The organism is Bradyrhizobium sp. 6(2017) (assembly GCF_011058295.2).
Lineage (GTDB): Bacteria > Pseudomonadota > Alphaproteobacteria > Rhizobiales > Xanthobacteraceae > Bradyrhizobium > Bradyrhizobium septentrionale.
The window spans coordinates 7,954,164-7,979,209 of record NZ_CP049289.2 but is presented as its reverse complement, the minus strand read 5'-3'; the positions used below and the strand labels follow the sequence as shown (position 1 = coordinate 7,979,209).

Genomic DNA, 25,046 nt, shown 5'->3' with positions numbered 1-25,046 from the left:
ATCCTTATGCCTCGCGGCGAATTGTAGATACATCGGAGTAGGAAGATGTGTGGAATCGTCGGTTTCGTGGGGCGAGGACCGGCCGCCGCCGCGATTCTGGATGCATTGAAACGACTTGAATATCGAGGATACGATTCAGCGGGTATCGCCACGATAGAGCGCGGTATCCTGACGCGGCGGCGCGCAGTCGGAAAGCTCAAGAACCTCGAGAAAAGGCTGAGTTAGCCGCTTGCCGGCCGCATAGGCATCGGCCACACCCGCTGGGCAACCCATGGCCGTCCAAATGAGGAGAACGCGCATCCGCACGCGGTTGATGGCGTTGCGGTCGTTCATAACGGCATCATCGAAAATCATCGCGAGTTGCGTGACGAGCTTGAGCGGGCAGGGGCGCGCTTTGTCACCGAAACAGACTCCGAGGTGGACGCCCATCTTGTAGACCAGCAGCTGAAGAGGGGTTGCAAGCCGGTAGAGGCGGTACGCGCCGCGCTGCCGTGACTGGAGGGAGCGTTTGCGCTGGCGTTTCTGTTTCAAGGCTACGAAAACCTGATCCTTGGGGCGCGCAAGGGATCTCCGCTTGCGGTCGGGTATGGACGGGGCGAAATGTACCTCGGATCCGATGCGATTGCTCTTGCGCCGATGACCGACATGATCAGTTACGGCGACCTCGCAGTGGTTCACGCGGCAGGGAATCGACTTTCTCAATATGAAAGGCGAATACCTTCAACGTCCGCCAGCCAGGATCGCCGCCTCGACCATCGCCGCCTGCAAAGGCGAGCATCGGCACTTTATGCTCAAGGAGATTCACGAACAGTCGAGGGTGGTTGGCCAGACGCTCGCACAGTACATTGATATCGCGAGCAGCATGATCAAAATGCCCGCTCTGGCGGAATTGAATTTCCGCGACATCAACAGGGTGTCCATCACAGCCTGTGGCACCGCCTTTCACGCCGGGCTCATTGCCGGTATTGGTTCGAACGTTACGCAGGCCTCCTGGTCGAAATCGATATCGCCTCCGAATTTCGTTATCGCAAGGTGCCGTTCGATCCCGGCAATCTGGCGGTCTTTGTATCGCAATCCGGAGAAACCGCCGATACACTCGCCTCGCTGCAGTTCGCAAAAGCTCACGGGCGGCGGCTGCTTTCGGTTGTCAACGTGCCAAGCTCGACGATGGCGCGCGCGAGCCAGATTGTCTTGCCCACGCTTGCCGGCCCGGAAGTCGGAGTGGCCTCCACCACCGGGCCAGCAACAAGCCGCTCTTCTTCATTAGCCGGTAGACGCGCTTGGCGTTGACCGGGTCGTGGCCGGCGGATCGCCGCTCGCGCTTGAGGAGCGCGGCGATCCGCCGATATCCATAGCTCGGCCGGCTATCCACCAGGCGCCGGATATCGGGAGTGAGCTCGGCATCCCCGGCGCGGATCTGGGGACCTCGCTTTGGACGCTTCCCGTTCGCTCGCTCCACCAGGTTGGAACGGGCCACCCCGAGGGTCTCTGCGATCAGCTTCACGGGGTATCCTCCGGCGCCTGCGATCGCGACAGCAAGGTCGGTTTTTTACCCGTGCAAGGTCAAGAGCCTCCTTGAGGATCTCGACCTCCAGGGTCTTGCGGCCGAGCATGCGTTCGAGGTCTCGAACCGTTCCTCCAGCCTCCGGACCTCGGACGCGGCGACCACATCCTCATCCGCGCGCACCGCTTCCTTGCCCCCTTCGCTCATCAGCCGTCTCCATCGGAAGACCATGCTCGGGGAGAGCCCATGGCGACGGGCAACATAGCTGATTGACATGCCCGGTTGCAGCGTCTCGTTGACGACCAAGAGCGTAAGCGGCAAAGAAACCCCGTCTGGCGGAGTGGTAAGCGATCGGCTATCGGCTGCTGAGTTTGTGAGCCGATGTGAGCTTCTATGTCTGCGCCTAGTTCTGGAACTAGAACCTTCCATATGATCGAAGCGGTCGCCGACCGTCTTGAGGGAGCGCCGCGGCAGCTTCGCCGACGCTGGTCGGACGAGTTCAAGGCGCAAATTGTGACAGAGGCGCTGGAGCCTGGCGCGAGCGTCTCGGCGATCGCCCGCCGGATCGGCATTCACCCGTCGCAGCTGTTCGCTTGGCGCCGTGATGCTCGGGCCGAGCGGCATTATCGCTCGCGGCACTCGAGTTGCGAGGGCGTGGTGGCGTCTGTGGCAGGCACAGTGATTGAGATTGCCATTGGCGAGGTCGTCGTGCGTGCCGGCGTGGACGTCGACGAGGCGCACTTGCAGCGAGTGATCCGGGCGGTGCGTTCGGCATGATTCCCTCGGGCGTGAAGGTGTTCCTCGCCAGCCATCCAGTCGACTTCCGCAAGGGTATCGATGGCCTGGTTGCGCTTGTGCGCGATGCGGGCTCAGATCCGTTCGACGGTGCGCTTTATGTCTTCCGGGCCAAAAGAGCCGACAGAATAAAGATCGTATGGTGGGATGGCTCCGGCGTGTGCCTCTATTTAAAACGTCTCGAAAAGGCGAAGTTCTGCTGGCCGCGGATCGGGCATCATCGGGTGCAGATGAATCCTGCGCAGTTGATGGCACTGGTGGATGGAATGGACTGGAAGCGGGTCCGGACCGTGGCGGTCAAGCCGCCGGAGATTGTTGGGTAAAAGCGCTGCGGCGAAGTGAATCAGTGAGCTGAAAAGGCAAGAGAACCGGGGCAAAATGTGCTCTGGTCGGGCCAATGACGCCGCCCGATCTCAACCTCCCGAATGACGTAGAGACGCTGAGAGCCATGGTGCTTGCCCTGGCCGAGAGGGCGGCCCGCGCCGATGCTCTGGAGAGCGAAGTCGCCGATCTCAGGGTGCGCAACGCCGATGCCGATGCGCGTATCGAGCGGCTGACGCAGATCCTGAAGGCCTTCGACCGCGCCCGGTTCGGCCGACGATCGGAAAAGCTCGGCTCTGCGAACGGCGACGATGAACAGCAGGCCTTTGTCTTCGAGGAAATTGAGACCGGCATCGCTGCAATCAAGGCCCAGGTCAGCAAGGGCCATGAGCAAGCGGATGGCAAGCGTGCACCGCGTCGGCGCAAGGGCTTTGCGCCCCATCTGGAACGGATCGAAACCGTCATTGAGCCGGAAGACCTTGCTGAGCATGCCGGCAAGCAGAAGGTGGTGATCGGCGAGGACGTGTCGGAGCGTCTGGATGTGGTGCCAGCGAAGTTCCGTGTGATCGTCACGCGCCGTCCCAAGTATGCCTTCAAGAACGCGGACGGCGTAATCCAGGCGCCGGCTCCGGCCCATATCATTGAAGGAGGCATTCCGACGGAAGCGCTTCTGGCCAGATCGCGGTCGCCAAATACGCCGATGGCATGCCGCTCTACCGGCAGGAGGCGATCTACGCGCGCGATCATGTCGAGCTCGACCGCCAGCTGATGGCGCAATGGATGGGCAAGCTCGGCTTCGAGCTCGAGATCATGGCCGACTACATCTTCAGCGAGGTCAAGAAGGCCGAACGGGTCTTTGCCGACGAAACCACCCTGCCGACGCTCGCTCCCGGCTCCGGATCGACGAAAACGGCCTACTTATGGGCCTATGCCAGAGATGACCGCACCTTTGGCCGCAGCGGTCCCCCGATGGTGGCTTATCGCTTCGAAGACAGCCGCTCCGGCGAATGCGCGGTCCGCCATCTCAATGGTTATCGGGGCATCCTGCAAGTGGATGGCTATGCCGCCTATAACAAGTTGGCGCGCGCCGATCGCGGCAATGATGGCATCACATTGGCTGGCTGCTGGTCACACAGCAGACGCAAGTTCTACGAGCTGCATGTTGCAGGAAGCTCGAAAGTGGCAACGACGACGGTCGAGCGGATGGCAAAGCTCTGGCAGGTCGAGAAGACCGTGCGCGGTCAAAGTCCCCACGCACGCGTTGCCGCGCGTCAGCAAGCCTCCGCGGCGGTCGTCGCAGATCTCTTTGATCTCTGGCAGCAGACCTTGCGGCGGATCTCCGGCAAATCAAAACTGGCCGAGGCAATCCGCTATGCCGTCTCGCGCCGTGCCATCTTCGAGCGCTTCCTGACCGACGGCCGCATTGAGCTCGACTCCAACATCGTCGAACGCGCCATCAGGCCACAAACAATTACGAGAAAGAATAGCCTCTTCGCTGGCAGCGACGGCGGCGGACGAACCTGGGCGACCATCGCGACACTGCTGCAGACAGCGAAGATGAACAACGTCGATCCGTTCGCCTGGCTCACCCTCACGCTTCAGCGCATCGCCAACGGCTGGCCGAGCAGCCAGATCGAGGCGCTTATGCCATGGAACCACGCCGCGTGAACGGCCTCAGCTTGCCGCTTACCCAAGAGCTTCTGTTCCGTCGTGAACCGATGCCGGCGGGCAACGCCGATGATGACTTGAAACTTCGAAAACGTCTCGGACATAGGCGTATGCCTAGGACTAGGCCTAGCTCCTCCGGCTAACGCCGGTGTCCGGTCAAAACGGGGGCAGTTCAGGGGCCACCGCCGAAATCCATCACGGTGCGCACCCCGGTGCGCGGCGGAGGCTTCGTCGAGAGGACCTGGCAATCTCGATGGTCGGTCTGGCTCAGAACGCTGCGCGGGGAGCTCCCGCGGCGCGCAGGTACAGGGCAACGCGGCCGGTCTACGGCTAATTTTGACCGGTCGGGCGTGCTGGACGCGCGACAGGAGCTTGGCAAATCGTAGACGCTTGGCGTCCGATCGCCCATGACACTGCGTCTGCGACGAGCCACACACCAACGATGGTGGCGACGACGACTATCGTGACATATGCAAGTTGATGCTGGCGAGGTGGCGCGATCATAGAATGAGCCTAGTCTAGGGTAGGACGCTGTCGAGAGACGTCATGGCAATTGCGGGCCGGTTACTCAAACTCCGTGACATTAATCCAATGTGGGCAACGGCACGATCGAGGCGCAGACGGTAGCCGTCATACATACTTGATCTCCTGGAACCACTCGGGGCCAGCCGGGGCGGCCTTTCCAACCGTCGGAAGGCAAAACTCAAAATTTTGGCACTCGGAAGATAGATATTTGGCGGCAGTCTTAGACCAAGAGGGCCGCTATTTTTTAGGCGATAATCCCATTGATCGAGGCGCCGACGTTAGCGATTATCATAAGACGCTATTAGGTCCTGCTATTCAGCCTAAACCCAAGACGAAAACCTAGCCTCGGCCGCCCTGTATTACTACGAACTTCCGACGCCGATCCGCGGGCGTCTCCGTGGGCAGCGCACGCCACGCCCGGCGCCTTCGCTGGCGTCGTGCGCGGGGCTTCATTGAGCGCGGCAAAAGATTGTAGTAGCAGACGTACACAGCGCGAGTCATGAATCACTCCTATTCTTTCCCGCAGGTTGGCGGCGCTTTGCCTGCAGCTCGCAAACCCTTACGCGACAGGTCTTGTCCGAGAATGCTGACCCGTTTGTTCAGCGCGCGGCGCAACGCATTGCCCTCACATGCCGTCATCCTGCCAGCAGACCGCTCGGACATACAATCCATCATGACCCGTTGAATCTCGACTAGTGTCATACCTTCGATCTGGGCAATGCGCCTCTTAACTGCGGCGCGCAAGTTAGTAGTAGTCTTTTCAGACATCGATAGATTCCTGATGCTCCACGGGAGTCCGTCCCGAAAGGCTAACGGCGGCTGACGTTACTGCATCAACATTGGATCGGGCTCCTACCTACTCTAGGGGGCAGCCGGCCGACCGGATCGCGGTCGGCACCAGGCGCATGCTCCTCCATCCTTCAAGCCAGAGGTCCGAAACGCCGGGCTTCGCTCGGTCGCGAGCCTGATCCGGCGCGACGGCGGAGGAAGAGGTCCATGGCTTTCGTTTAACTAGCTTTGGCCCTGTTGTTTGGCTAGCGTGAATTCCCGAGTCCGCTGCTGTTGTTCAGGTCTTGACGGAGTTCCGAATGCGATGCGCGCCATTTCTTAGGAAGGCAGTCACTTTTTCGCAGCAAGTTGATCGATGGTGTTGATAGCCAAGGGCTTTCTGCCGCAGAACGGCTGGCTATATGGATCTATACGAGCCATTTTGCTGCGTGGTACCATCAGATAAATTCCGAGCTTTGGTCACGAAGCCATACTGGCATTACGTTCCGAGGGACCGATGCCAAGATTGTGGATATTAGGAAGTACAACCGTCCGGGAGGGATTGTCACTTGGCTGAGGGGAGAGCTATTGCGGAGCGTTTTTTGCTCGCAAACATAAAGAAAAAGAGAACTTGACGCCCATTCAACGCCGGCAAAATTCGGGTCGCGCTTGACCGCCGAGATGCCGTTGCCAATACGCTATAAAGTCCACCGACTTGCCGCGCTTCAAGGCTAGCCTGGCAATCGGGGCTTACCTAACCTCGTTCGAAGCGGCCGGCCCCTCAAGCCGCAGTTTTTGCCGAAAGGCCGCGTCACGCTTACCTCTCGAAATAGATCGAGTCTTCGGATCACAACGGCTTGGTGATCTTCTCCCGATGCTTTCGTGGCCGTGAGCCAAGAAGATCCGGCAGAGTTGGCAACTGGGGGTTTGGCTCGAGACGCGGCTCCGTGGCCGGTTCGTCCTGGCCCTTCGCCTGGTGTCGGCGGCTGATCACAAGGCCAATGAGGCCGACGACTACCAGCACGGCCCCTACGAGAATGAGCCAGTGCGGCAATTGCAGCCATCCTGTCGCGGTCCTGATCGTATCCAATCTACTTCTTCACCTTGAACGATTTGCTTGGGAGGCAGGCGATTAACTGTGCACGAAAATTCGCGAGATGCCATTGGTGTAACTTCTCCTCTGGAAGTTACACCGCCAAATCAGCGTCTCGCAGGAGATCGTCACGACCGAGCCGCATGCGGAAGCTTGCGAGCGGCTTCTAGCTTCACTGCCATTTCTTCGAGCTCTCGAAGGTCAGTTATCTTCATTTCTTTCACGTATGGTCGTAGGCCTTCCAATGCGGAAGACCTAAAGCCGACAGCCTGATCTCGACAGGTCGGCCGAACAATGCTGATTACTGCTTCTCTGCGGGGACGGCGGCGTCGCTTGGGGGTGGTGCAGCTGGGGATGACGGCGGCGAAGTCTCCGCCACTATTAGTCTTCATATTTGAAGGCCTTTCTTAGAAAAGGCCTCAGGGACTCTTGACAGGAGAGTCTTGTGGTCGGCAACGTGCCGCTTGTGAACAACTTCCGCAGCGAGTCCCCGAAAGCTGGTTGCGGATCACGGAAGCCGGGGTGTCCAGACCCCGGTATTTCCGTAGGTGCGCGAATCTGCACACCATCGGGAATGTTGGATGATTCGCCTGTTCCGAGTCAACCGGCCCCGACACAACCTTGGCTCTTTCCGCCGTCAATTACCCTGAACTTCCAGCGCCGATCCGGGGCGATGTCGGTGCGGTGAGCCGCGCAGGCGCCACAGCGAGAGCAACGTCCACAAGCTGCGCAATGTCCACGCCTTTGTCCGCCACGCCCAGCGCCTTCGCTGGCGTCGTGCGCGCGGCTTCATGAGCGCGGCAAAAGATTGCAGTGGCAAACGTATACAGCGCGACCGATGTCGGTTCTGTGACTCACTTCAAGGCTTGCCAACGGTCCGGACCGCCGCCCCCGTGTGACCACGACTTCAAGTCACATTACGACACGCCGGTCACGAGCAATCCTGAAGACTCAGAAGACTGTCGGGAAGAAAACGATCGTTCTCGGTCTTGAGGTACTGGCGACCATCGTGTTCTTCGACGATCACCTTGACCGTCTTGCCCTGCTCAGTGACCTCATAAGCGCTTTTGTCGCGTCTGACGTTTGCAATGGCTGTTTCTTCCAAGTTCTTGCCATCCTGAACCACCGACTGCTTGAATACGCAATGCGGCTAGTCATGGCTCACTCCTATTCGTCTCCAGCGGCAGAACGGCATCCAGCAAATCCCCAATCAACCAAGCGAGGATACCCCAATACTGGGGAGCGGCCTTACGGCGCGACGTAGTGCATTATTATCCCGACCAGCAGGACGGCGCTTAAGACCGCAAGGCCAATACAAATGCGGGACGAGGTTGAATAAGACCGAAAGTGTGATCGTTCGAACATGCCACGCTCCTCTTGTCCTTGACGCGAGCGGGTACCGCTCCTGTGTTTGTGTGCAAACTTCATGCCGCGAGTTCTTTCTTTAGGCGTACAAGCTTGGCGACCCGGCTTCGGGATCGCGGCCTTCTCACTGCGCTTAGCTCTCCCGCGTCGCGACAAGGTCTCGTCCGAGAATGCTGACCCGTTTGTTCAGCGCGTGGCGAGCATTGCCCTCACATGCCTTCATCCTGCCAGCAGACCGCTCGGACATACAATCCATCATGAACCATTGAATCTGGACTAGCGTCATACTTTCGATCTGAGCAATGCGCTTCTTAACTTCGGCGCGCAAGTTGGCAGTCTCATAGACATCGTCAGATCCTGATGCTCCACGGAGTCCAGCCCGAGAGGCTAACGACGTTTGACGGTACAGCATCAACATTGGATCGGGCTCCTACCTACTCTAGGGGGGCAGCCGGCTGACCGGATCGCGGTAGACACCAGGCACATGCCCCTCCATCCTTCAAGTCAGAGGGACAAGCAGGGCTCTATCGCGCGGGGGCGGGATGACAACCGACGCGACGGCTCACGCCATTTAAAAGGGGCTATCCATGTGTGGCGATCCGATCCCGATACTTGGTCCACTGCGCCCGCCGACGGGTGACATCGGGACGATCCTGCTCGGCGGCAATCATCGTCTTTTTTTGTAACTGAGCTTCTCGGCGTGGACGAACTCCCACATCGTGCGGTAATCGACCTTCAGGCCACGCTCAGCGAGTTCGGCCACCAGCCCGCGCACGGTAAAATCGTTTCGGCACCGTTGCATCAGCCATTCGCGGTGCGGCCCCGCAATCTTCTTTGGCCGATAGCCCCCGATCTGGTCTGGCTTGACGCTACCGGTCTCGTGGAAGCGCTGTCCCCAGTTGATCGCCGTGCTGATGCCCACCCCAAATTGAGCCGCTGCCTGATGCCGCGACAGGCCACCTTTGATGACAGCTCTCACTACCCGCTCACGAAGGTCGTCCGAATAGGCTCGTCCCATCCATGCTGGCCTCCTTCCCAGCCAGCATGTTGAATCAGAAGCCTTCCGATTTGGGAATCCCAAATCGATTCAAGCTAGACCCATCCCGCTCTAGTGGTTCCTTACGCGGACCATAGTGACGAAGTTCACGTCACGCCTCAGAAGGTGCCCGGCACAATCGAGCATGCAGAAGGGCAATCCTTCGTACTGCACTATCGAGATGTAGGCGGAAACCTTAGCGTTCGCGCGATTCGCGTTTGGAGTATCCGTCACACGGATTTTGGAGTGCCAGTCCTGGTCGCAAGGTGTCATCTTCGCAAAGCAACGCGCTACTTCCGAGTTGATCGCATCGATGCTGTCGCGGATTTTGATGGAGTTGTGATCGAGCCAACCAGCAAATTCCTTAGCGAAACGTTTGGCGTGATCTGGCCGCCATCTGACGCGGAGATTGAAGCGGCCAACGAATTTAAGATGAAGTGGACTCGATTGAGGGCCATGTGCCGCGAAAGCGGCGGGTTGCTCTTAACCGCCGTTGGTTTGGCTGACGGAGAACTCATTCCAGATGAGGTCGGAGTTATACTTGATTTTATGGGGACGTGCTGTGCTCGTTCGCAGTTTGAGTTGAACGGAAAGGATGAGGATCGTTTGCGTCTCTACATTCGCCGGCTTCGGCCGACCACAGAATCGATAGATCGCGCAGTCGAACATCTCGCACGAGGCAATTCAGGTCACATGGTCGCCACGCTATCGGCATGCGCAAAAGTGATGGAGGCGGATGGCAACATAGACCCGGAGGAGATCAAAATGCTCGACGGATTCTCGCGGTCCATGACCGGGCTTCCGTTGCAATATCCATAACGGCGAGGAACCGTTCTTGCTGCCGACGCAGAAGACCAGCACCGTCTTGAAGCCGGCGTTTCGATCGACGGGGCCGGACCAGTAGCGGAGGAAATATGCGGGTTTCGGCGCCAGGGCATGCCCGATTGATTCCGCGGCTGCGCGGGAGATGCAAATTATCAAGTAAGTGCCCATCGGCGCCGTGACGGCAGCATGTTCTCGATTTTGACGATGTCGCGCAGCAGCTGCATCTCGGTCGCGTTGAGCCACGATCGCAGCTCTCCGTACTCGAGCAGATTGTCGACGTCAGGAATGCTGCGGATCTCGGCGAGACGACCTAGCTCGAAACCATCAAGCAGCTGCGCCAGGCCCGCGCCAACAAGGCAAAGGACGGCAAAACCGCGCTCGAGCAGCTCAACGCGCTGCAGGGCAACGCCAATCCGACCGAGGCCGAGACCGCGCAGATCGGCGAGCTCGAGACCTAGGTCGACGCGCTCGAGGCCGAGGTCGCCGAGCTCGACAAGCAGATCTCGGCCGAGGAAAAGAAGCTGCGCGCGGGCCGTCGCGAAAGAGGCGGCTGTCCTGGCGAAGGTCAAGGGCTATCAGCCGGCGGAGATCGTCGGGGAGATCCGCCAGGGCGACCGGCACGTCATCCTGTTGAATGATCCCTCGGCGCCGGTGCCGGCCGGCAAGGTTGCCTTGTCGACCATGCTGCCGCTGACGGATCGCGATTTGATGCCAGGGAACGGGCTCAGCAGCTCTACCGTTCAAAACGCTGATCCCTGATGCGGTCCCCGAGCGTGGCGCAGATAAACGCGATCGACCGCAAACTGTCATCGAAGGCGCCGCGCCTGGCCGCGCCTGGCCGCGATGCCGCCGGCCGAATTCGAGGCCGCGCTCGATCGTCACCAGGAGGAAATGCGCGCCGGCGTCGGCCGCGATCGCCGGCGCCGAGGTCAACATCATGGGCGTCGACGACGCGACCAGGCGAATCCGGGGGCAGATCATCGCATTCGAGCTGCAGGTCCGCGGCTAATGGGCAAGGTGTTCGACGGGGCTGATTATGAGCGCAAGCTCGACGCCGCGCGCAATGGGATCTCGACCAGTGAGGAGGCCCGTTTCGTCATCACGGGCGACCTGGCCGGCCTCAACGCGCGGAAGGCGTTCCAGGAAGCAAAAGAGCGCGCGCTGATGAAGGCGCGCAAAAAGATGCTCGACCGGATCGAGCAAGAGCAGGCGGACCACGCGCTCAACGATTGGATTCCGACAGAGGTCGAGGAGATCGTGACCGGGCCGAATGATGAGATCGTCTCGGTCGATGGCTGATGCGCATCGTTTTCCGCTATCTGGCGATGCAGGACATCGTCGATTTCGCGCTCGAGACGTTGCGAGAGCGATCGCCGGTCGGGCTCGGTCGGAGATCCGCATCCCGGTCTCTACCGGGATAGCCACACGGTTTTTCTAAATGGTCATGTCGTCAGCGACGTTTCGGCATTCCGTCGCGGCGACCAGATCAATATCTCCAACCCGGTCCCTTACGCGCGCAAGATCGAGATCAGCCGGATGAAAATGAAGGTCGAGCCGAAGGTCTACCAAGATACTGCGCTGCTCGTCGCGGCGCGGTTCGGCAATCGCGCCTCTGTGAGATTTACGTTCATGCCGGTCCGGTTCGGAGACATTGCGGCCTATGCCGCATTCGCGCAGCAGATCAAGGCCGGCCGGCGCCGAATGTTCGACAAGGCAGGCCAGGCGTGGCTTGTTCGTCAGCCAGCGCTCGAGATCAGGTCACGCTAGAGCGCTGAGTACTGCTTTGGACGACGCAAAGCGAGCGTGTCAGGCGACGCCGGCACATTGGCAAGAAATGTCGGCTTTGTCAGCTTTTTGTCAGCTTGTCTACATAACAACTCGTTGCGATGAGAACCAATTACAACAATGCCTACGGGCAAAGTGTGGACCAGCAGCGCGATGCGTTGGCCGGCACTTCTGGCGCAGATACAACTGCTTTTACGGCCGCTTTAGCTGCTGAAGGGCCAGCCTCTTTCGCTGTTGACAAGAGGACAGGTGAGTCAGTCAGGCTACACAGAGTAAGTAGCAATATTGGCAACGCCCAAAGCGTTTCTTTGTTTTCTGATGCCAATGAACGCAATAAGGTGGGAAGTATGACCGTGGCGCCGGGGCGCGACAATTTGCGAATTCTCACCATAGAGAATGTCGGCCGGTCGAGGTACAAGGGGGTCGGGACGGCTATGATCGCAGTCGCCGATCACATTAGGGAGTCCGCGGGCCTTTCCACGCTATCCCTTCTCTCTCAAGATGAGGGAGCTTCAGAATTTTTCTACAAGAAGGGATTCCGGTTTACGGACGAGGACAAGAATGCGGAAATGCGGACTCTCATTTCCAATCCACGATACGCTCCAGATGAAATCCTTATGGGCGAGATGGAGCGCTAGCATACCTCAGGGGGCAGGGCTGGCCAGGCCCCCTGAGAGAAACCAGTTCATCTATAGTTAAGGCTTGTGCCGGCCGTCATGGATTGGACGGCCGGCCAAGCGCTGGCGTAGAACAGCCGCAACTAAATCTCTGGTGCAGGTGCCGCATTGGGCATCTGACATGGATCCCGACTTTGGGGCCAGGTACTTAGAGTTTTACGCCTGATTGGCGCACCCCGGGGACATGAACAGGCGATGGACATGAACAGGCGATCGCCGCTCGCGGTGGGCCGATCACGAAAATCAGGCGCTGAGCGCCCCTGATTGCGCATTTCATCTCCCCCCGCAACAAGACGCGGATACTGCAACTCTGTTGCTCGGGCGACTTGGTGGGCACGAACCGCGTAGCGGGCGCGTGTGAAACCGTTTCGGAGCCGCAGTTGGATTAGAATTGACTAAGCTACCCAGGATCTCAGCAAGCTACGCCGACACTTCGTTGGTTATGGACGTTCAGCTTTTTATCGGGGCGAGGGCGGGGCCCGAGGACCTTACCCTCATCCCAAAAGGGGCTCTTTGATCCTAACGCTGTTCGCGCGCGCTGGTCGTTGTGACGCTTTTGAACTCCCTTTGCTTCATGTCGAAGTTAAAACGCGCTCGATCAACTCCAGAGGGCGGCCCACGTCTTGGGGCCGACAATTCCGTCAGCCTTCAACGGGGTACCATCGAAATCAACGTGAGATGCCTGGAATACCTTCACCGCAGCCTCAGTGTGCGGGCCAAAATCGCCGTCTACGGCCCCAGGATCAAGCTGAGGGTCCGCATAGTGTTTGAGTATCTCCTGGAGGAGCCTCACACCGCTGCCCTTTGAGCCCTTCTTGACCGTCTCTGGCGTTAGCCTGAACCAAGTCGCCGGCCCCACGATGCCGTCAACTTTTAGGGGAAACGAGAACGCCCAGTCATGCCCTACGGATCGATCAGTTTGATAACTTCTGACCGCCTTTCGGGTCACAGGTCCGAAGATGCCGTCATCTGTTCCGAGAGGAAGATAATATCGCTCAATCAACGCCTTTTGCGCCCTCTTTACCGCATCACCTTTCGAGCCCAGTTTGATGATAGGTTCGGCCATAGCGATCATTCCCTTGGTTGCCTAGTATCATTTGGCATTGTAGCAGCTGGCATTGTAGCAGCGCGAGTGTAGATGCGCGTTCACTAGCGTACCTTACCTGGGAGACTGATCACCTCCTGGATCTGGTGGGGTCTCTGATGAAAATGGCCCGCACACCCGGACCAGCGCATTCGGCCAAGCTTAGAGGCACCAGGAACCCTCATTTCATTGGTGATGCCGCGGCTTAGTTTGATAGAGGCAGTATTATGCCTTATTCACCGTCGTCGAGTCGGTCGTTCTTGGCCCGGCTCGGAACTTCCGAACGAGCAGCTCACTCGGCGATTGGAGACAAAGCTGACATCCAAGGCCAGAGGCGCGGAACGTGCCAATATCAATACGGTGGCGCGAAGTTCGGTACGCCCCTGACCATGGGAGAGGCGGAAAAACGTGGCCAACGACATTGCGGCCTCGGTCATAGCAATGCGATTTGTCGTCGGACGAATCGAGCGTGTTTGGAGTGCGCGATTGCTTCCCATCTCCGCCGGATACTGTTGTAAAACTCGACTGATCTCGATTGCCAGCCTTCGCTGTGACTTCTTGCGCGGTTTGTTGGTTGGGTCTGCTTTTGTTGGGGTATTGTATAGGTAGTTGTGCCCGAGGGGATGCCTACGCCGGGCGAATCGCTGTCCGGGGAGGTGGGACACGACAGAGAAGCTTGGCTAGCCTCCTAAGGTTTTGTGCGGTTGCCGTGGGCAGGACTTCGTCTCTGACGCCGCTCAAGCCCCGCAGCCGGAACCGGTCGAGCCTGAGAACGCGTTTCATGTGCGCAAATCGCATCTCAACCTTCTTGCGCTCCCGGCGCGACTGTTCGAAGGCTTCTGTATTGGCCAAAGCGCGGACGCGATCACGCACATCTTCGTCAAGGTCGCGGGTAATTTTGCGCACGGTTGCGGTCGTGCACTGCGGCTTTAGTGAGCACAGGAGCGATCGTTCTTGCTGGCCCTGTAGTAAGCGATATGACCTTGATCGATATTGCCTGTGCTGGCCAGCTCCGCGCCACCTGGGCAGACATAGATGTTGCGCCCTTGATCAACGGTAAGCGCTTAGCCGCGACCCCGTCGGTGCAAGCTTGACGTCTTGCGGAATCGCCACGGCATGAGGTCTTCGATGCTGCTATGGGGATGGCCGTCGATGATCGTCTCGAGTGTTTCGGCGATGTAGGCGGCCGGGTTGACGTCGTTGAGCTTGCAGGTGGCGACGATCGACGCGAGCAGCGCCCAGTTTTCCGCGCCGACTTCATGACCGGCGAAGAGCGCATTTTTTCTGGTCAGGCAGACTGGCCGGATGGCGTTCTCGACCGGGTTCGTGTCGCATTCCAGAGTCTTCGATACCATCTCGCCGAGCTTGTGCAGCCCTTCACTGCCGCACTTGCCACACGCGCAAGGCATGGGTTCGATGATACGTTCGACCGGCAGGTTATCCGGTAGGGGGCGTCGCGGCGGCCGTGGATTTTGCGCGTGGCGCAATGATCATCGCATGCGCAGCGGCAAGGTCGGCGGGAAGCGCATCGGTGGGCGTCGTCACGAGGGCGAATCAACCATATTCGCGGCAAAAAATCCCGCTGGATTCCTGCCGTGAGTCAAAGAGCCACAGCTTAACCGGAAGCCTGTGGACGCCAGGTCGCCTGCGGCATCCGCCAGTCAATTCCGGACAGGAGATAGGATAGTTGCGCAACGCTGATCGTCACAACGCCGTCCGCCAGCGACGGCCACAAAAAGCGGCCGCGCTCCAGCCGCTTCGTGAACAGACACGCGCTCTGGCCATCATGCCAGATGATCTTGATCAGGTCGCCGCGGCGGCCTCTAAAAACGTAGAGATCGCCAGCGTGAGGGTTCCGTTTCAAACCCTCCTGAACCAGACGCGCAAGGCTAGGGAAGCCTCGGCGCATATCGGTATGGCCGGTCGCGAGCCAAACCCGTACATTGCCCGGTATGGCGATCATCGGCGCTCAAGCACCTCGAGGACCCGCGCCAGCGCCTCCGGATCGACGTGTGCATCCACCCGGATGCGTCGTCGGTTGCCAAGATCGATCTCGATCAATCCAGTACGCGCGGCCGCCACGGAGCGCACTCGGCCGTCACCCGCAGGCAAAAGCTTCGGAGTTTCCTCCACTTCTGTAGCGACGATCTGCACCGGCGCAAAGGAAGGTACAACCTGCTCTGATGTCCGCGCTTGTCGACGCCAGGTAAACACCAGGCCGGCCGCTACTCCGTTGCGACGCGCAACCTCTGTCACCTTCGCGCCTGGCGCCAACGTCTCCTCGACAATCCGCGCCTTGTCATCCTGCGACCAGCGCCGCCGCCGCTCCAGCCCGCCCAAAACCTCGACCCGCATCGCCTGATGACCTTAAAGCTAGACTTAAGGTCGCACGCTTCGCGAATTACCACGCGTCACGCAAGACGGCGCCCGTCGGATGCGTACCGCTCGGCGAGCGTCGAACCACTTGAGATCATCGACAGTTGTTTCTCGAACCACGGCTTTAACGCGGCGACGATGGCAGCGAGTGCTCCTTGCGCGCGGCCAGCCGGATGTCCGGCGATGAAGCGCGTACCATGGCTTCGATGGCGTAAAGCTGTGCGATGTGCCGAACCGCGGCCTCGGCGACTTGCTGTTGCGGGCCAATTTGACGAAGCGCCGGCGTGACCAAGCACTCGCCATTGCGCAGGGATCACGTCGAGGCGTTTGGTGACATCCTCGCCGATCTTCGTCATGGCGCCGCAACCGCACGGACAAAGCGTGCTCGCAGGCTCGATGATCCGTTCCACCCGAGGCAAATGGGCAGGCAAGCAGCCGCGATTGCGATGAGAACCTTGATCCGGCACGCTCCGCGATCGGCCCTGGATCACAGCCTCGGCTCTCTCCTGAGCCGCGTCCAGGATGCCCTGCGCGACCTCACGTCTTCGAGCGGTAAATGATACTGATCTGGTCGCAGCTTTTCGGACTTCGCGCCGAACCTCTGGCCCCCCTTTGCACGGAACGATAAGGCTTGTCGGCAAGCTAATCAGTTCTGATCGTACTGCTTCATCCCACACGGGCCTGAGGTTTTCAAAAAGTAGTTCATCGCGTCAAAAGATCAAAACGAGCCCGTCGACACTGCCGGTCGAGAGGTTGAGCTCGTGCTCAGTGCTCAGCAGAAACTCATGTCTTGCCTAGAGGCACAACCGTACTTGTTTCGTAATCGTTCGAGTAGCACACCTTCTGTTTGGCGCTGTTCGAACTCTTCGCCCACGAGCCACTCATCGATAGTCCGCACGCGCCCGAACTGAGCGCGGAAGCCTGACTCATGCTCCCAGATTGTGCCCCACAGCGAGACTGAGCCGATAGCGAGAGCAACTGGCCCTGGCTGGTCGGTTGGTGGAAGAAGAGGCGGGGACCGCCAGGTGTTTGCAAGCTCTCTCCGCACCGATACGTTCGCAATGAAGCGCTCGACCAGGTCCCTGGTCTTGATGGCATACACCCCGGCGTGGCCGCTATGGTTCATATTGCCGCCTGACATTGGCTCTTCAGGGTGCCAATGGCGCCAGCTATGTGGCCCAAACAGGTTCCCTTGCCAAGAGACAACCCAATACCGATGGCCAACAAGTTCGCCGACCATGTAGCTCATGCCGGTTCCTTTTCAGGCACCTTAGTCGGGACTTGTGGAAGATCAGGCGGTTCTGGACTGATCACAGGCTCGTTCAAAGGGGTCACCTCATGGCGCCTGAGAGGTTCACCAATATCGGGTTCCATCGCTGTCCACCTCATATATTCCTTCTCTTGTACCCTCTTCGGTGTGGTTGGTTCTTATTTTCTTCAGGCAATTTGGCGGTACTTCTCTAGGACAGCAGGCCGAGCAAGACGTTGAGTGCTCACGGGAGGTCGCATTGACTGACACTCTCTCCGCCATTTCGCTGCTTCAACGAGTTTTTGATTTCCTACTGATCAAGCGCAACAATCCGATGTTGTGATCTCCCGCAGGGGGTGATCGTAAGAACGATCGCCCAAGCCCGCGAAATCGCTACATGTAGAAGCTGTAGCTGACCTGCGGCTTCTCGGTCGGGCCCACGTATTTCATGATGTCTCCGATCTTCCGGGCACACTCAAGCGTGATGGGCAGACGACCGTCCATCTGGGTGTTATTCCAGTTCATCTTGGTCAGCCCAAGTATCTCATCGCAAAGGCTCTCAAGAGACGAATCCTGTTCGTACACGGTGATCTTCAGCGGGGCTGGCACGTACATGCCGGGATACGTCTTGTAGAAATCGACGGTACCTCGCGTGTAGAGGACTCCCTCGGTCTCGGAGATCGTCATCAGCGTGCCGCGCTTCGGCGGATAGTCCTTATCACCGAACAGCCTGATGTCCGTGTCCGTTATCGCGACGAAGTCTTTCGTTCGGATGCCCTTCTCGTCGAGCGCTCTGAGAAAACCCTTGCGCTCGCTCTCGCGGTATTGGCTCGACTTGTGGATCACGATCCGAGCCGGCATGTGCTCAAGTGCTCGGTCATACTCGTCCAGCGCGTCGCGCAGCAACTCGTAGGCCTGATCCTCGCTAAGGTAAGGGCGACGATTCTTCTTGTCGATCGACACCGGCGTGCCACGCAGAATGATCCCGTGCCCGAATTCGTCGAAGACCTGAGCCAGGCTCGACGATACTGTCTCCCCGTCGCGGCTCTTGTAGAAGCCGATGCCGATGTAGCACGACCGTAGTTTCGCCGTGTCCTCAACGAGCCGCCAAGGGATCGTCTTGTTTCCTTTATAGTAGAGCGCCGTGACGAAGTTCCACGCTTTCGTCGCCGGGTCCTGCTGATCTCCCGCCTGCTTGGTGATGATGATGGTCTTCTCGCGTACCAACTGTAGTGGCGTGCCAAGGTGCATGCTCTTGGCCTTCAGAATGCGTCTGAAGTTGTGCTCAAGTTCGCTTTCCCCCGAATCATCGTCGTCGCTCTCCGCGGTCGTCGTGATGGAGTCGAACATCTCGTTCGGCATCACGCAGACGATCACGTCCACCGATCTATTCTCGGCGAGGAAGCGAATCTGCTCGTAGTAGAGCTCAACGGCCTTCTCCACTCGCTCCGCCCGGGACGCGAGCTTAACTACTGCCGAGATATCCGACTTCTTGATGGTGCGGGTGTATTGCGGAGAGTTGATGATCCTCGTCAGGAATCCGTAGTCCTGATTGATGCCGCCGAAGCCCCGAAACAGGTTCAGCAGCTTGGACCCTCCTTGCGGTCAATTCCATCCCGGCACCTCTCGAGCCAATCGTCCAAGAGGTCGATTCCTTCTCCGCGTCCGACCACGCCGATCCGCAGTTCGGTTCGACGCAACTCATCTAGCTTGTCGTAGACGCCCAAGTGCTCGATTCCCGTTCGGGGGCAAACGTGCGTGCCGGTACCGAATTCGAGCAGCGGTTCAGGTAGCGTCGTGAGTTTCATGCAGCCGTTCCTCCCGCCACTTGGATATCGTCTTCATCGTCGTCACCGACGATCGTCGCCGAGATCGATGCCGGGGAAGTTCTTCTGCTTCCGATTCAGGTTAGTGAGGTGCGGCAGGTTGTAAACTGACTTCAGGATGGGGATGAACGCATCTTCCAGCGCCAAGTTGATATCGGTTCGACCCTGGGAGGTTGCCAACTCAACCTGAACGATGATTCGGCTGACCACGTCGCGGAGCTGGTTCTCAACCTCAAGCTGCCTCATTCCGTGCCCCATCCTCTAACGGCTGATCTCTAACGATGGGAACGCAGCGGGAACATTTCAAGGGCCGGATCCTCCTTGCTGCCTTATTCCTGCGGCCGTCAGAAGGGGTCGTCGCTGCTCGCTGTGAGTGAACGTCGGGGATTGGTCGAAATGTGCCCTCAACCTGGGTATTCGGTTCGCTAGCAATTTCACGAACTCGCTGGACCCGTGCCGCACGTATCGGATGTTTAGGGGCCGGGATTTAGACCTATCCATCAGACTGCGTTGTGCAGCTGATCTCTTCGACTGCTGATCGCATCACGGCGGGAAGGCCTGAGTGGCGACGATCTTGCGTCTCCGTGGGATCTGACGGGCTTGGTATCGTCAGTAGACAATGGCGATTGCGCATCGACGATGTTGGCGCACCCGACACGATTCGAACGTGTGGCCTTCGCCTTCCGAGGGCAGCTCTTGGCGCAAAGCGGCCGTTCGTACCAGACAGCCGTCCTGCGACCGATAAGGACACATCACTTTGGAACCAGGCTCGGGAAGGGCGCCTACGCGCGTTTTCCCATCGGCACCACGTTTCCACCACTCCGCGGCACCAGCGACACGACTACAGCTCTTGCGAGGTCTTCCAAGGCGGTCGCAATGTATTTCGCGTAATGCCGCTCGATCATTTTGACTGAGGTGTTGTGCAGTTTGGCCACCTGTTGAATGGGCAAGCCCTTTCGGAGACCGCGGACGATGCTCGAGTGCCGCAAAGCATAGGGAATCACCTCTGGCATACCGGCGCGCTCGCGAATGGCCTTCCAGGGCCGTGCAAGTTCGGCTCTTTTCCATGGACCGCGTTCAGACTTCTTCCACGCGATACCCCTTGGCTCCTGTTCATGGATCCATCGCTCGAGAAGAGGTGCATCGCTTGGCCGGCCGGTAATTGCGGGTAAAAGCACCGCAATTACATCGTCACCCACTGGGACCGGGTCTGAGCCGCTATTACCCCCGCGCCCCTTGTAGGAACCCGGCACCATCAGACGCCGCGCAGAAACCTGTACGTCGCCCACGCGCATTCGCCTGACCTGGGCATACCGCGCGCCGGTCGCGGCCAAGCATACGACGATCCGATATAGATCGCCATCAAACCCAAGCTCCTGATCGACTTCATGCGCAGCTTGCAGGATGGCGCCAACCTCTTCATCCGTGAGAATCTGGTTATCCCGAGCAACCGACACATCGTCATCATCATCGATCCGCTCGGCTTTGAAGCCGGCCTTCACAATGGCGAGGAACGTCGGGTTTAGTTTCTTCCGATCTGCGGAAAGCCGCGGCCACGCGGCATTTAGTGCGGCCTTGAGGTCATTCACGAACCGCTGCTTGGTCGTGACCTTTAAGTCCTCCGGCAAACCCTCACGCCACGTTATCAAGTCGTCCTCTTTCAAGGCATGCAGATACACCGATGCGAGAGCAGCAGCTTCAGCAGCTTCCTGATTGCCGCGCTTTTCTTGACCAAGTACGTAGCGCCGCAGCTTGGTACCGGCGTCGGATCGGACGTCGCGACCTGTTCGGCGTTTTTCTCGAGCGTCGCGTTCCTTGACGTAGGATTCAACGGCCGATCGCACGGTAGGAGCCGGGCCCGCCGCGTGCGACGCGGCTTCTGTTCTGACTCGAGCTACGGCCTCCCGTGCCGTTCCCACGGCCTGTTCGAAGGTCAGAATCCCGTCGGCGGGCTTGTCATTGATGTCGTTGGCGACGCCGACTTGCGCCTGCTTGTAGTTGCCGCCTCCGTAGTGATTGCGCCAGCGGACAAGCCAAATGCCGCTCTGTCTTCCTTTGCGATAGCCCAGATGCGCTTCCGCATCGAGGCGACGCCAATGCACGCCAAGCTCGAGCCTGGAGCGCGCTTTAGCCGTCGTAACTTGAGCCTCGGTGAGTGTCTTCGACATAGCGTTCGCCGGTTTTACGTCGAATATCCGTTGAATATAAACCCATGTACATTGGCGAACAATACCGGACTAAGGGCGTTCAACCTATTGAAATTATTGAACGTCGGCGGACGATGACGAACGGAGAGGGACTTATTATTTGGCCCTCTCAAGGCTGAAACAGGGGTTCGATTCCCCTAGGGAGCGCCAGCCAGGAATTAATGGCATTGTTTTTCCCGGGTTTTTTGCCCGTTTTCCCAAACTCTATGATGCGGTTTGGGAAGGTTTGTTCTTCCGATGTTCGTTGAGTTGCGTCACCGCGCGCTTGCCGCCGCGCTTGCGATCGGCCTCGCGGGTGTAGCGCTCCGCCTCCGCCAATGTGGTGTGGCCGAGCGCTGCCATGATGTCATGCGCCGAACAACCAGCATCAGCGAGTAGTCTACCCAAGGTCTTTCGGAGTCCGTGTGGCTGGCAGGAAAGAGGCAGGCCCGCGGCTGTGATCGCGTCCCGCATGAAGCGGCTGAAGCCATCGACGGTGAACGGCTTGCCGTACTCGGTGTTGATGACGGTGACGTGCTTGCGCGGTGTTGCAGACAGCGCCCTTTCCAGATCCTCGCTCACCGCCATGTCGACCGCGACGCCAGTCTTGTGGCGTCTGTAGCAGGCGCCGTCGTCGACCTGGTGCCACGTCAATAGGTGAGTATCGACGCGCGCTGTGCCCATATTCAGCATTAGGCTATATGCGGTGCGCTGCTTCGTTCCGATCAGCCAGCGGCGCTCAAAGGCGGACATCTCGGCATCCGTCCAAGCCCTGATCTCACCGCCCTTGGGCCGCTTGATGCCGGCCGTTGGATCAGGCGTCAGACCGAAATGATTGATCAGGATGCGCAGCTTCTTGAGCGTGTCGAGCGCAGCACCCGGCTTGTTGGCAAGCGGCGCCATGATGAAAGTTTCGATCCGCTCTTTCGTGAGTCCAGAGAATGCGCGGTGACCGTGATCGGTCCTCATCTGCTCGAGCCTCGAGCTATAGCTGTCCTTCGATGAGTCGCTGAGCGCGCGATAGGCCGGACTCTTCATGTAGGCGCTGATCTTCGCACTGATGCTGTCGGCCGACTCCTTCTTCGTCACCGTCATCGGTGTGGCAGTGCCCATCGCCGCGGCGTAGGCCAAGCGAAACTCTTCTGACGTCGGATCATCGGGGAGTCTGATGCGCGGCCCGTTCTGACTGCGTACTCGGAATGACAGATAGACCTTGCCCTTGACGGTGTTGGCCTCAACGTGCGGCGGCAGCCTGCGACGCTTCCTGGTCATGTCCAGCCCTCATCGGAGGCGGCCTGCGCCTCGCCCTGATGGGGCAACTGATCAACAAAGATGTCAAGTTCCCTCACGTCCCATGCGATACGCCTATCCGCCAGAATCCGGGGATGCGGCATCCGGCCATCCTCCACCATGCGGTCGAGCGTGTTTGGGCTGACGTTGATGTAGGCGGCCGCCGCGTCTCGACCAATCAGGCGCGGCGGTAGGGTCGGGGGGAGCGCGACCTGTTTGGACATCATCTAGTCGCTCTCGATCGCCTTCGCCGCGGCTCCTTTGGTGCTACGTGTGCGAGCGGCCCGGTCCAGTAGATCGGCGGCCTGTTCAAGCTTGACCATCGTGTCGATGACGACCCATGACGGCAGCTGCGCGGAGCCGTCCGAGCCGGTGTAGATGGCGAACATGCCGGCGATTTCGCGAAGGCTGGCGGCGGTGGATTTGATTTCTGCGGGAGTAGCCATCACCGCACCGCCTGCTTCTCGCGCTCGGCGCTGGCCTTCAGCGCGGCTTCAAGTAGCCAGATCGTATGCTGATTGAGCGTGCGCCTGCAGGCGGCGGCGTCGGCCTTCAACGCGTCCTTCAATTCAAGAGGTGCACGGAGTCCGATATAGGTTTGCATGTGAATGATCCTCATAGATTGATGCGCTTCAGGCACGACGCGCTATCACCATGAGAACACGTTGCGTTCAGCGTGCAATGCGGAACCCATCACTCTGCGGTGAAGATGGGTACTACATGAAAAGGCCCGCCGAGATGGCGGGCCTGTCGTGATGGTGGTGCTGGGGTTTATGCGGACGCGGCGGCGTGATTAACCAGTGTCCGGGCTGGCCGCCGTCGCCGGGCCGCGATCCGTTCGAGGTCGTACGCGCGCATGCGTCGTACAATCTGGTCCCGCCCAAAGCCTTCCTGAGTGGCGATGCGATCCTTGGCGTCGACCGCGCGCCGCGTGTATGCCTCTGTCGCTATGATCTGGATCGCGAGCGGTTCGGCCTCGTGCGCGATGGCGGTGCGCTCGGCCTCGGTGGCGTAATCCTCCTCCATTTTGTAGAGAGCGTCGAGACGTGCGGCCAGGATGTCGTAGCGCTCGATCAGGGCGTCGATGTTGGTGGTGGTGCGGAGGGTTGTGCGTGTAGTTTTTGCCATGGAAACCATCCTTGTTGAAAGACACGTCATCGTTGATGGCGGCGCGTGCGCCGCTACCTGATGCGCTGCGGCGGTTCTGCGAAAACGACCGCGTTGCCCGATGGACGGTTAGGATTGGTCTCCGGCCGGTAGCGTTTCACCGATCTGGAAAACGGTCAACTGAAATGAACATGCATTTACATTAAACCGAATCGGTGAAATCGAGAGAGGCGAAATCAAACAGCCTTGCTGCAATCTGGAAGCCGCGTCAGCCAGCGAGCCGTCGGCGCCTGTGCGCTCAATGCGGGCGGCTGGCCCTTCGGCCCTGCGAGAGGAAGACGCATAGGCGGGCGCCTAATCCAACCCACGACGATCAGTAGCTCGGCGCTGTTCCCAACCCCAAAATCTTGAGAATTTGCATCCGCCCTGCAGCCGAGGAATCAATCTCGGCATGCGCCAGCGTCGATATACCAAGTGGTCCGGCCGCTCGTTCCCGCCCGGCAGTCCCGCGGAGTGGCTCGCGGATGGTCATATCACCTGCAACATCCAATGCCATGGTGGCTGTGGGCGCCTGGTCGATGTGAGGCTCGACGCTCTTCCTCAAGATCAGTCTTGGTCGCGTGTCGGCTGGCGCTTGGTGTGCACGGTCTGCGGCGTGGCCGGCGCCGTGCACGTTACGCCTAACTGGCACGACATGGGGGGCCGCGTGCCATTTTCAGAAAACTGGAGATCGTGAGCAGGTTGCTCCCAACGTGTTTCAAAAACCAAGCGTGAAGTCCGTCTGGCAAGGTTGGTTCCTCCGCTGGAACGGAACCAAATAAGGGATTGCGGCTTTTGCCATTTGAATTGTTTCTGGAGAGGATGCGAATGCGCTACTTCGATAAGCTTCGTAAGGGATCGCGGCTGCACCGCGCTACGATCGTCGATGATCGCACATTCTCGATCCAGCCCGCCGGCAATGGTTCGAACGACCTAGGTGCTTTCCAGCGCGTGGCTCAAGACACTGTCCACCACGAAGGCGAAGACGGATATCGGATACCGCTCAAAAATCTTACAGGCTCAATCTACGATCTCTTGGTCATTAAGCGAGATTGACGACTGGGGCAAAGTGATCGACTTCGCCAAGGGCGTCTCTGGCTAGACAAGGCTCACTACAAAAAGAAACGGCCCCGGCAGGGCTTGGGGAGCACACCGGGGCCGCTTCGTGGGGCGCCCCTTTCCGGAGGAGCGCCACTCACAGTATCGGGAAAAAGTGGCAATCGGTACTGTGCTAGTGGGCTACTCCAGAAGGTGTCCTAGCTCACCGCAGGCTGCCGCTTGAAAAAGGCCGCCAACTGAGGCGGCCTTACTTCTCAGGCGGTCGCACCGGCCCGGCCAGAAACTTGTAGGTTGGCACCCAAGCTGAGTTCCAGGTTTCCAGCGTTGCGCCGCACAGTAGGCATTCAAAGCTGCCGATTTCGCGAGCCGGGGCGATGGACTCGGTGCGGCTGTAAACAGCTCCGCACCTGCAGGTTCGGTGGTCCGATTCCATCGCCTGCTTATGAGCCTGAAAACCAAAACAGGCCA

22 protein-coding genes, 1 tRNA gene and 7 pseudogenes are annotated in these 25,046 nt (G+C 59.2%); 10 read left to right on the top strand and 20 right to left on the bottom strand.

All coding sequences use genetic code 11. The features are described from left to right. Positions 1-45: 45 nt before the first annotated feature. Positions 46-1,233 (top strand): annotated as a pseudogene (gene glmS, locus G6P99_RS37950) (glutamine--fructose-6-phosphate transaminase (isomerizing)); the annotation flags it as partial. Between the two features lie 4 nt (positions 1,234-1,237). Here glmS and G6P99_RS37945 read toward each other — a convergent pair. After that, a pseudogene (locus tag G6P99_RS37945) lies at positions 1,238-1,807 on the bottom strand (transposase); the annotation flags it as partial. Positions 1,808-1,933: 126 nt separating this feature from the next. Between G6P99_RS37945 and G6P99_RS47795 the strand changes: the two are divergent. The 3 genes and pseudogenes from G6P99_RS47795 to tnpC all read left to right on the top strand — a co-directional run bounded on the left by G6P99_RS47795 (position 1,934) and on the right by tnpC (position 4,288). Next, complete coding sequence (locus tag G6P99_RS47795) at positions 1,934-2,281, top strand: transposase (protein WP_029085231.1); 348 nt, start codon at positions 1,934-1,936, stop codon at positions 2,279-2,281. Further along, a complete protein-coding gene (tnpB, locus tag G6P99_RS37935; RefSeq protein ID WP_165125830.1) occupies positions 2,278-2,622 on the top strand; it encodes an IS66 family insertion sequence element accessory protein TnpB in 345 nt (114 codons plus the stop codon). Before G6P99_RS47795 ends, tnpB (G6P99_RS37935) begins: the two co-directional genes overlap by 4 nt. 74 nt (positions 2,623-2,696) lie before the next feature. Beyond that, a pseudogene (tnpC, locus tag G6P99_RS37930) lies at positions 2,697-4,288 on the top strand (IS66 family transposase). Positions 4,289-5,323: 1,035 nt separating this feature from the next. Here tnpC and G6P99_RS37925 read toward each other — a convergent pair. The 3 genes and pseudogenes from G6P99_RS37925 to G6P99_RS37915 all read right to left on the bottom strand — a co-directional run. Continuing rightward, positions 5,324-5,581 (bottom strand): hypothetical protein, encoded by a 258-nt coding sequence (locus G6P99_RS37925; RefSeq protein ID WP_156929117.1) that lies wholly within the window; start codon positions 5,579-5,581, stop codon positions 5,324-5,326. A 2,024-nt stretch (positions 5,582-7,605) separates the two neighbouring features. After that, on the bottom strand, positions 7,606-7,779 hold the full coding sequence (locus tag G6P99_RS37920; RefSeq protein WP_175619680.1) for a DUF3892 domain-containing protein: 174 nt from the start codon (positions 7,777-7,779) through the stop codon (positions 7,606-7,608). 868 nt (positions 7,780-8,647) lie between these two features. After that, positions 8,648-9,057 (bottom strand): annotated as a pseudogene (locus tag G6P99_RS37915) (IS630 family transposase); the annotation flags it as partial. Between the two features lie 264 nt (positions 9,058-9,321). On the opposite strand from G6P99_RS37915, the gene G6P99_RS37910 reads away from it, so the two are divergent. After that, on the top strand, positions 9,322-9,894 hold the full coding sequence (locus G6P99_RS37910) for a hypothetical protein (RefSeq protein WP_156929135.1): 573 nt from the start codon (positions 9,322-9,324) through the stop codon (positions 9,892-9,894). A 158-nt stretch (positions 9,895-10,052) separates the two neighbouring features. Here G6P99_RS37910 and G6P99_RS37905 read toward each other — a convergent pair whose 3' ends face one another. Continuing rightward, entirely contained in the window at positions 10,053-10,469 is a 417-nt protein-coding gene (locus G6P99_RS37905) for a hypothetical protein (RefSeq protein ID WP_029085209.1), read from the bottom strand. 274 nt (positions 10,470-10,743) lie between these two features. On the opposite strand from G6P99_RS37905, the gene G6P99_RS37900 reads away from it, so the two are divergent. The 3 genes from G6P99_RS37900 (at position 10,744) to G6P99_RS37890 (ending at position 12,323) form a co-directional block, all read left to right on the top strand. After that, positions 10,744-11,199, top strand: a complete 456-nt coding sequence (locus tag G6P99_RS37900) for a hypothetical protein (protein ID WP_246709737.1) — start codon at positions 10,744-10,746, stop codon at positions 11,197-11,199. 237 nt (positions 11,200-11,436) lie between these two features. Continuing rightward, positions 11,437-11,667 carry a hypothetical protein gene (locus G6P99_RS37895; RefSeq protein WP_224496914.1) on the top strand — a complete coding sequence of 77 codons (231 nt, stop codon included), beginning with the start codon at positions 11,437-11,439 and terminating at the stop codon, positions 11,665-11,667. A 119-nt stretch (positions 11,668-11,786) separates the two neighbouring features. After that, entirely contained in the window at positions 11,787-12,323 is a 537-nt protein-coding gene (locus G6P99_RS37890) for a GNAT family N-acetyltransferase (protein ID WP_029085180.1), read from the top strand. Between the two features lie 637 nt (positions 12,324-12,960). Here G6P99_RS37890 and G6P99_RS37885 read toward each other — a convergent pair. From G6P99_RS37885 to G6P99_RS37840, 10 genes and pseudogenes are all read right to left on the bottom strand, one after another. Then, the gene (locus G6P99_RS37885) at positions 12,961-13,428 is read right to left on the bottom strand and encodes a peptidoglycan-binding domain-containing protein (RefSeq protein WP_165125826.1); all 468 of its coding nucleotides are present in this window, start codon (positions 13,426-13,428) and stop codon (positions 12,961-12,963) included. 645 nt (positions 13,429-14,073) lie between these two features. Next, positions 14,074-14,498, bottom strand: a pseudogene (locus G6P99_RS37880) (transposase); the annotation flags it as partial. A gap of 12 nt (positions 14,499-14,510) precedes the next feature. Continuing rightward, positions 14,511-14,786, bottom strand: a pseudogene (locus tag G6P99_RS37875) (transposase domain-containing protein); the annotation flags it as partial. A gap of 275 nt (positions 14,787-15,061) precedes the next feature. After that, a complete protein-coding gene (gene tnpB, locus G6P99_RS37870; protein WP_029084864.1) occupies positions 15,062-15,409 on the bottom strand; it encodes an IS66 family insertion sequence element accessory protein TnpB in 348 nt (115 codons plus the stop codon). After that, positions 15,406-15,801, bottom strand: coding sequence for an IS66-like element accessory protein TnpA (gene tnpA, locus G6P99_RS37865; protein WP_165125823.1), 396 nt, complete (start codon positions 15,799-15,801; stop codon positions 15,406-15,408). Before tnpA ends, tnpB (G6P99_RS37870) begins: the two co-directional genes overlap by 4 nt. 311 nt (positions 15,802-16,112) lie before the next feature. Then, positions 16,113-16,253: pseudogene (locus G6P99_RS37860) on the bottom strand (IS66 family transposase zinc-finger binding domain-containing protein); the annotation flags it as partial. 1,211 nt (positions 16,254-17,464) lie between these two features. Further along, entirely contained in the window at positions 17,465-18,514 is a 1,050-nt protein-coding gene (locus tag G6P99_RS37855) for an argonaute/piwi family protein (protein ID WP_198031285.1), read from the bottom strand. Positions 18,515-18,651: 137 nt separating this feature from the next. After that, positions 18,652-18,879, bottom strand: a complete 228-nt coding sequence (locus G6P99_RS37850; RefSeq protein ID WP_198031286.1) for a hypothetical protein — start codon at positions 18,877-18,879, stop codon at positions 18,652-18,654. Positions 18,880-18,921: 42 nt separating this feature from the next. Then, complete coding sequence (locus tag G6P99_RS37845) at positions 18,922-19,143, bottom strand: SMEK domain-containing protein (RefSeq protein ID WP_224496575.1); 222 nt, start codon at positions 19,141-19,143, stop codon at positions 18,922-18,924. A gap of 536 nt (positions 19,144-19,679) precedes the next feature. Further along, the gene (locus tag G6P99_RS37840) at positions 19,680-21,065 is read right to left on the bottom strand and encodes a tyrosine-type recombinase/integrase (protein ID WP_165125820.1); all 1,386 of its coding nucleotides are present in this window, start codon (positions 21,063-21,065) and stop codon (positions 19,680-19,682) included. Between the two features lie 114 nt (positions 21,066-21,179). On the opposite strand from G6P99_RS37840, the gene G6P99_RS37835 reads away from it, so the two are divergent. After that, a tRNA-Glu gene (locus tag G6P99_RS37835) sits at positions 21,180-21,254 on the top strand. 54 nt (positions 21,255-21,308) lie between these two features. Here G6P99_RS37835 and G6P99_RS37830 read toward each other — a convergent pair. The 5 genes from G6P99_RS37830 to G6P99_RS37810 all read right to left on the bottom strand — a co-directional run bounded on the left by G6P99_RS37830 (position 21,309) and on the right by G6P99_RS37810 (position 23,501). After that, positions 21,309-22,355: a tyrosine-type recombinase/integrase gene (locus tag G6P99_RS37830; protein ID WP_165125817.1), complete on the bottom strand. Its 1,047-nt coding sequence runs from the start codon at positions 22,353-22,355 to the stop codon at positions 21,309-21,311. Beyond that, positions 22,352-22,600 carry a helix-turn-helix transcriptional regulator gene (locus G6P99_RS37825; protein ID WP_246709735.1) on the bottom strand — a complete coding sequence of 83 codons (249 nt, stop codon included), beginning with the start codon at positions 22,598-22,600 and terminating at the stop codon, positions 22,352-22,354. Before G6P99_RS37825 ends, G6P99_RS37830 begins: the two co-directional genes overlap by 4 nt. Continuing rightward, complete coding sequence (locus tag G6P99_RS37820; protein ID WP_165125814.1) at positions 22,601-22,822, bottom strand: hypothetical protein; 222 nt, start codon at positions 22,820-22,822, stop codon at positions 22,601-22,603. Continuing rightward, positions 22,819-22,977, bottom strand: a complete 159-nt coding sequence (locus tag G6P99_RS37815; protein ID WP_165125811.1) for a hypothetical protein — start codon at positions 22,975-22,977, stop codon at positions 22,819-22,821. The genes G6P99_RS37820 and G6P99_RS37815 overlap by 4 nt, the downstream gene beginning before the upstream one ends. 167 nt (positions 22,978-23,144) lie before the next feature. Continuing rightward, positions 23,145-23,501, bottom strand: coding sequence for a hypothetical protein (locus tag G6P99_RS37810; RefSeq protein WP_165125808.1), 357 nt, complete (start codon positions 23,499-23,501; stop codon positions 23,145-23,147). Between the two features lie 846 nt (positions 23,502-24,347). Between G6P99_RS37810 and G6P99_RS37805 the strand changes: the two genes are divergently transcribed. Continuing rightward, entirely contained in the window at positions 24,348-24,575 is a 228-nt protein-coding gene (locus G6P99_RS37805) for a hypothetical protein (RefSeq protein ID WP_165125805.1), read from the top strand. Positions 24,576-25,046 lie beyond the last annotated feature (471 nt).

Coding starts and splice junctions, on each gene's coding strand:
- G6P99_RS47795 (WP_029085231.1), top strand. CDS start 1,934: ATGATCGAAGCGGTCGCCGACCGTCTTGAGGGAGCGCCGCGGCAGCTT.
- tnpB (WP_165125830.1), top strand. CDS start 2,278: ATGATTCCCTCGGGCGTGAAGGTGTTCCTCGCCAGCCATCCAGTCGAC.
- G6P99_RS37925 (WP_156929117.1), bottom strand. CDS start 5,581: ATGTCTGAAAAGACTACTACTAACTTGCGCGCCGCAGTTAAGAGGCGC.
- G6P99_RS37900 (WP_246709737.1), top strand. CDS start 10,744: ATGCCGCCGGCCGAATTCGAGGCCGCGCTCGATCGTCACCAGGAGGAA.
- G6P99_RS37895 (WP_224496914.1), top strand. CDS start 11,437: ATGAAAATGAAGGTCGAGCCGAAGGTCTACCAAGATACTGCGCTGCTC.
- G6P99_RS37890 (WP_029085180.1), top strand. CDS start 11,787: ATGAGAACCAATTACAACAATGCCTACGGGCAAAGTGTGGACCAGCAG.
- G6P99_RS37885 (WP_165125826.1), bottom strand. CDS start 13,428: ATGGCCGAACCTATCATCAAACTGGGCTCGAAAGGTGATGCGGTAAAG.
- tnpB (WP_029084864.1), bottom strand. CDS start 15,409: ATGATCGCCATACCGGGCAATGTACGGGTTTGGCTCGCGACCGGCCAT.
- tnpA (WP_165125823.1), bottom strand. CDS start 15,801: ATGCGGGTCGAGGTTTTGGGCGGGCTGGAGCGGCGGCGGCGCTGGTCG.
- G6P99_RS37850 (WP_198031286.1), bottom strand. CDS start 18,879: ATGAAACTCACGACGCTACCTGAACCGCTGCTCGAATTCGGTACCGGC.
- G6P99_RS37845 (WP_224496575.1), bottom strand. CDS start 19,143: ATGAGGCAGCTTGAGGTTGAGAACCAGCTCCGCGACGTGGTCAGCCGA.
- G6P99_RS37840 (WP_165125820.1), bottom strand. CDS start 21,065: ATGTCGAAGACACTCACCGAGGCTCAAGTTACGACGGCTAAAGCGCGC.
- G6P99_RS37830 (WP_165125817.1), bottom strand. CDS start 22,355: ATGACCAGGAAGCGTCGCAGGCTGCCGCCGCACGTTGAGGCCAACACC.
- G6P99_RS37825 (WP_246709735.1), bottom strand. CDS start 22,600: ATGATGTCCAAACAGGTCGCGCTCCCCCCGACCCTACCGCCGCGCCTG.
- G6P99_RS37815 (WP_165125811.1), bottom strand. CDS start 22,977: ATGCAAACCTATATCGGACTCCGTGCACCTCTTGAATTGAAGGACGCG.
- G6P99_RS37810 (WP_165125808.1), bottom strand. CDS start 23,501: ATGGCAAAAACTACACGCACAACCCTCCGCACCACCACCAACATCGAC.
- G6P99_RS37805 (WP_165125805.1), top strand. CDS start 24,348: ATGCGCTACTTCGATAAGCTTCGTAAGGGATCGCGGCTGCACCGCGCT.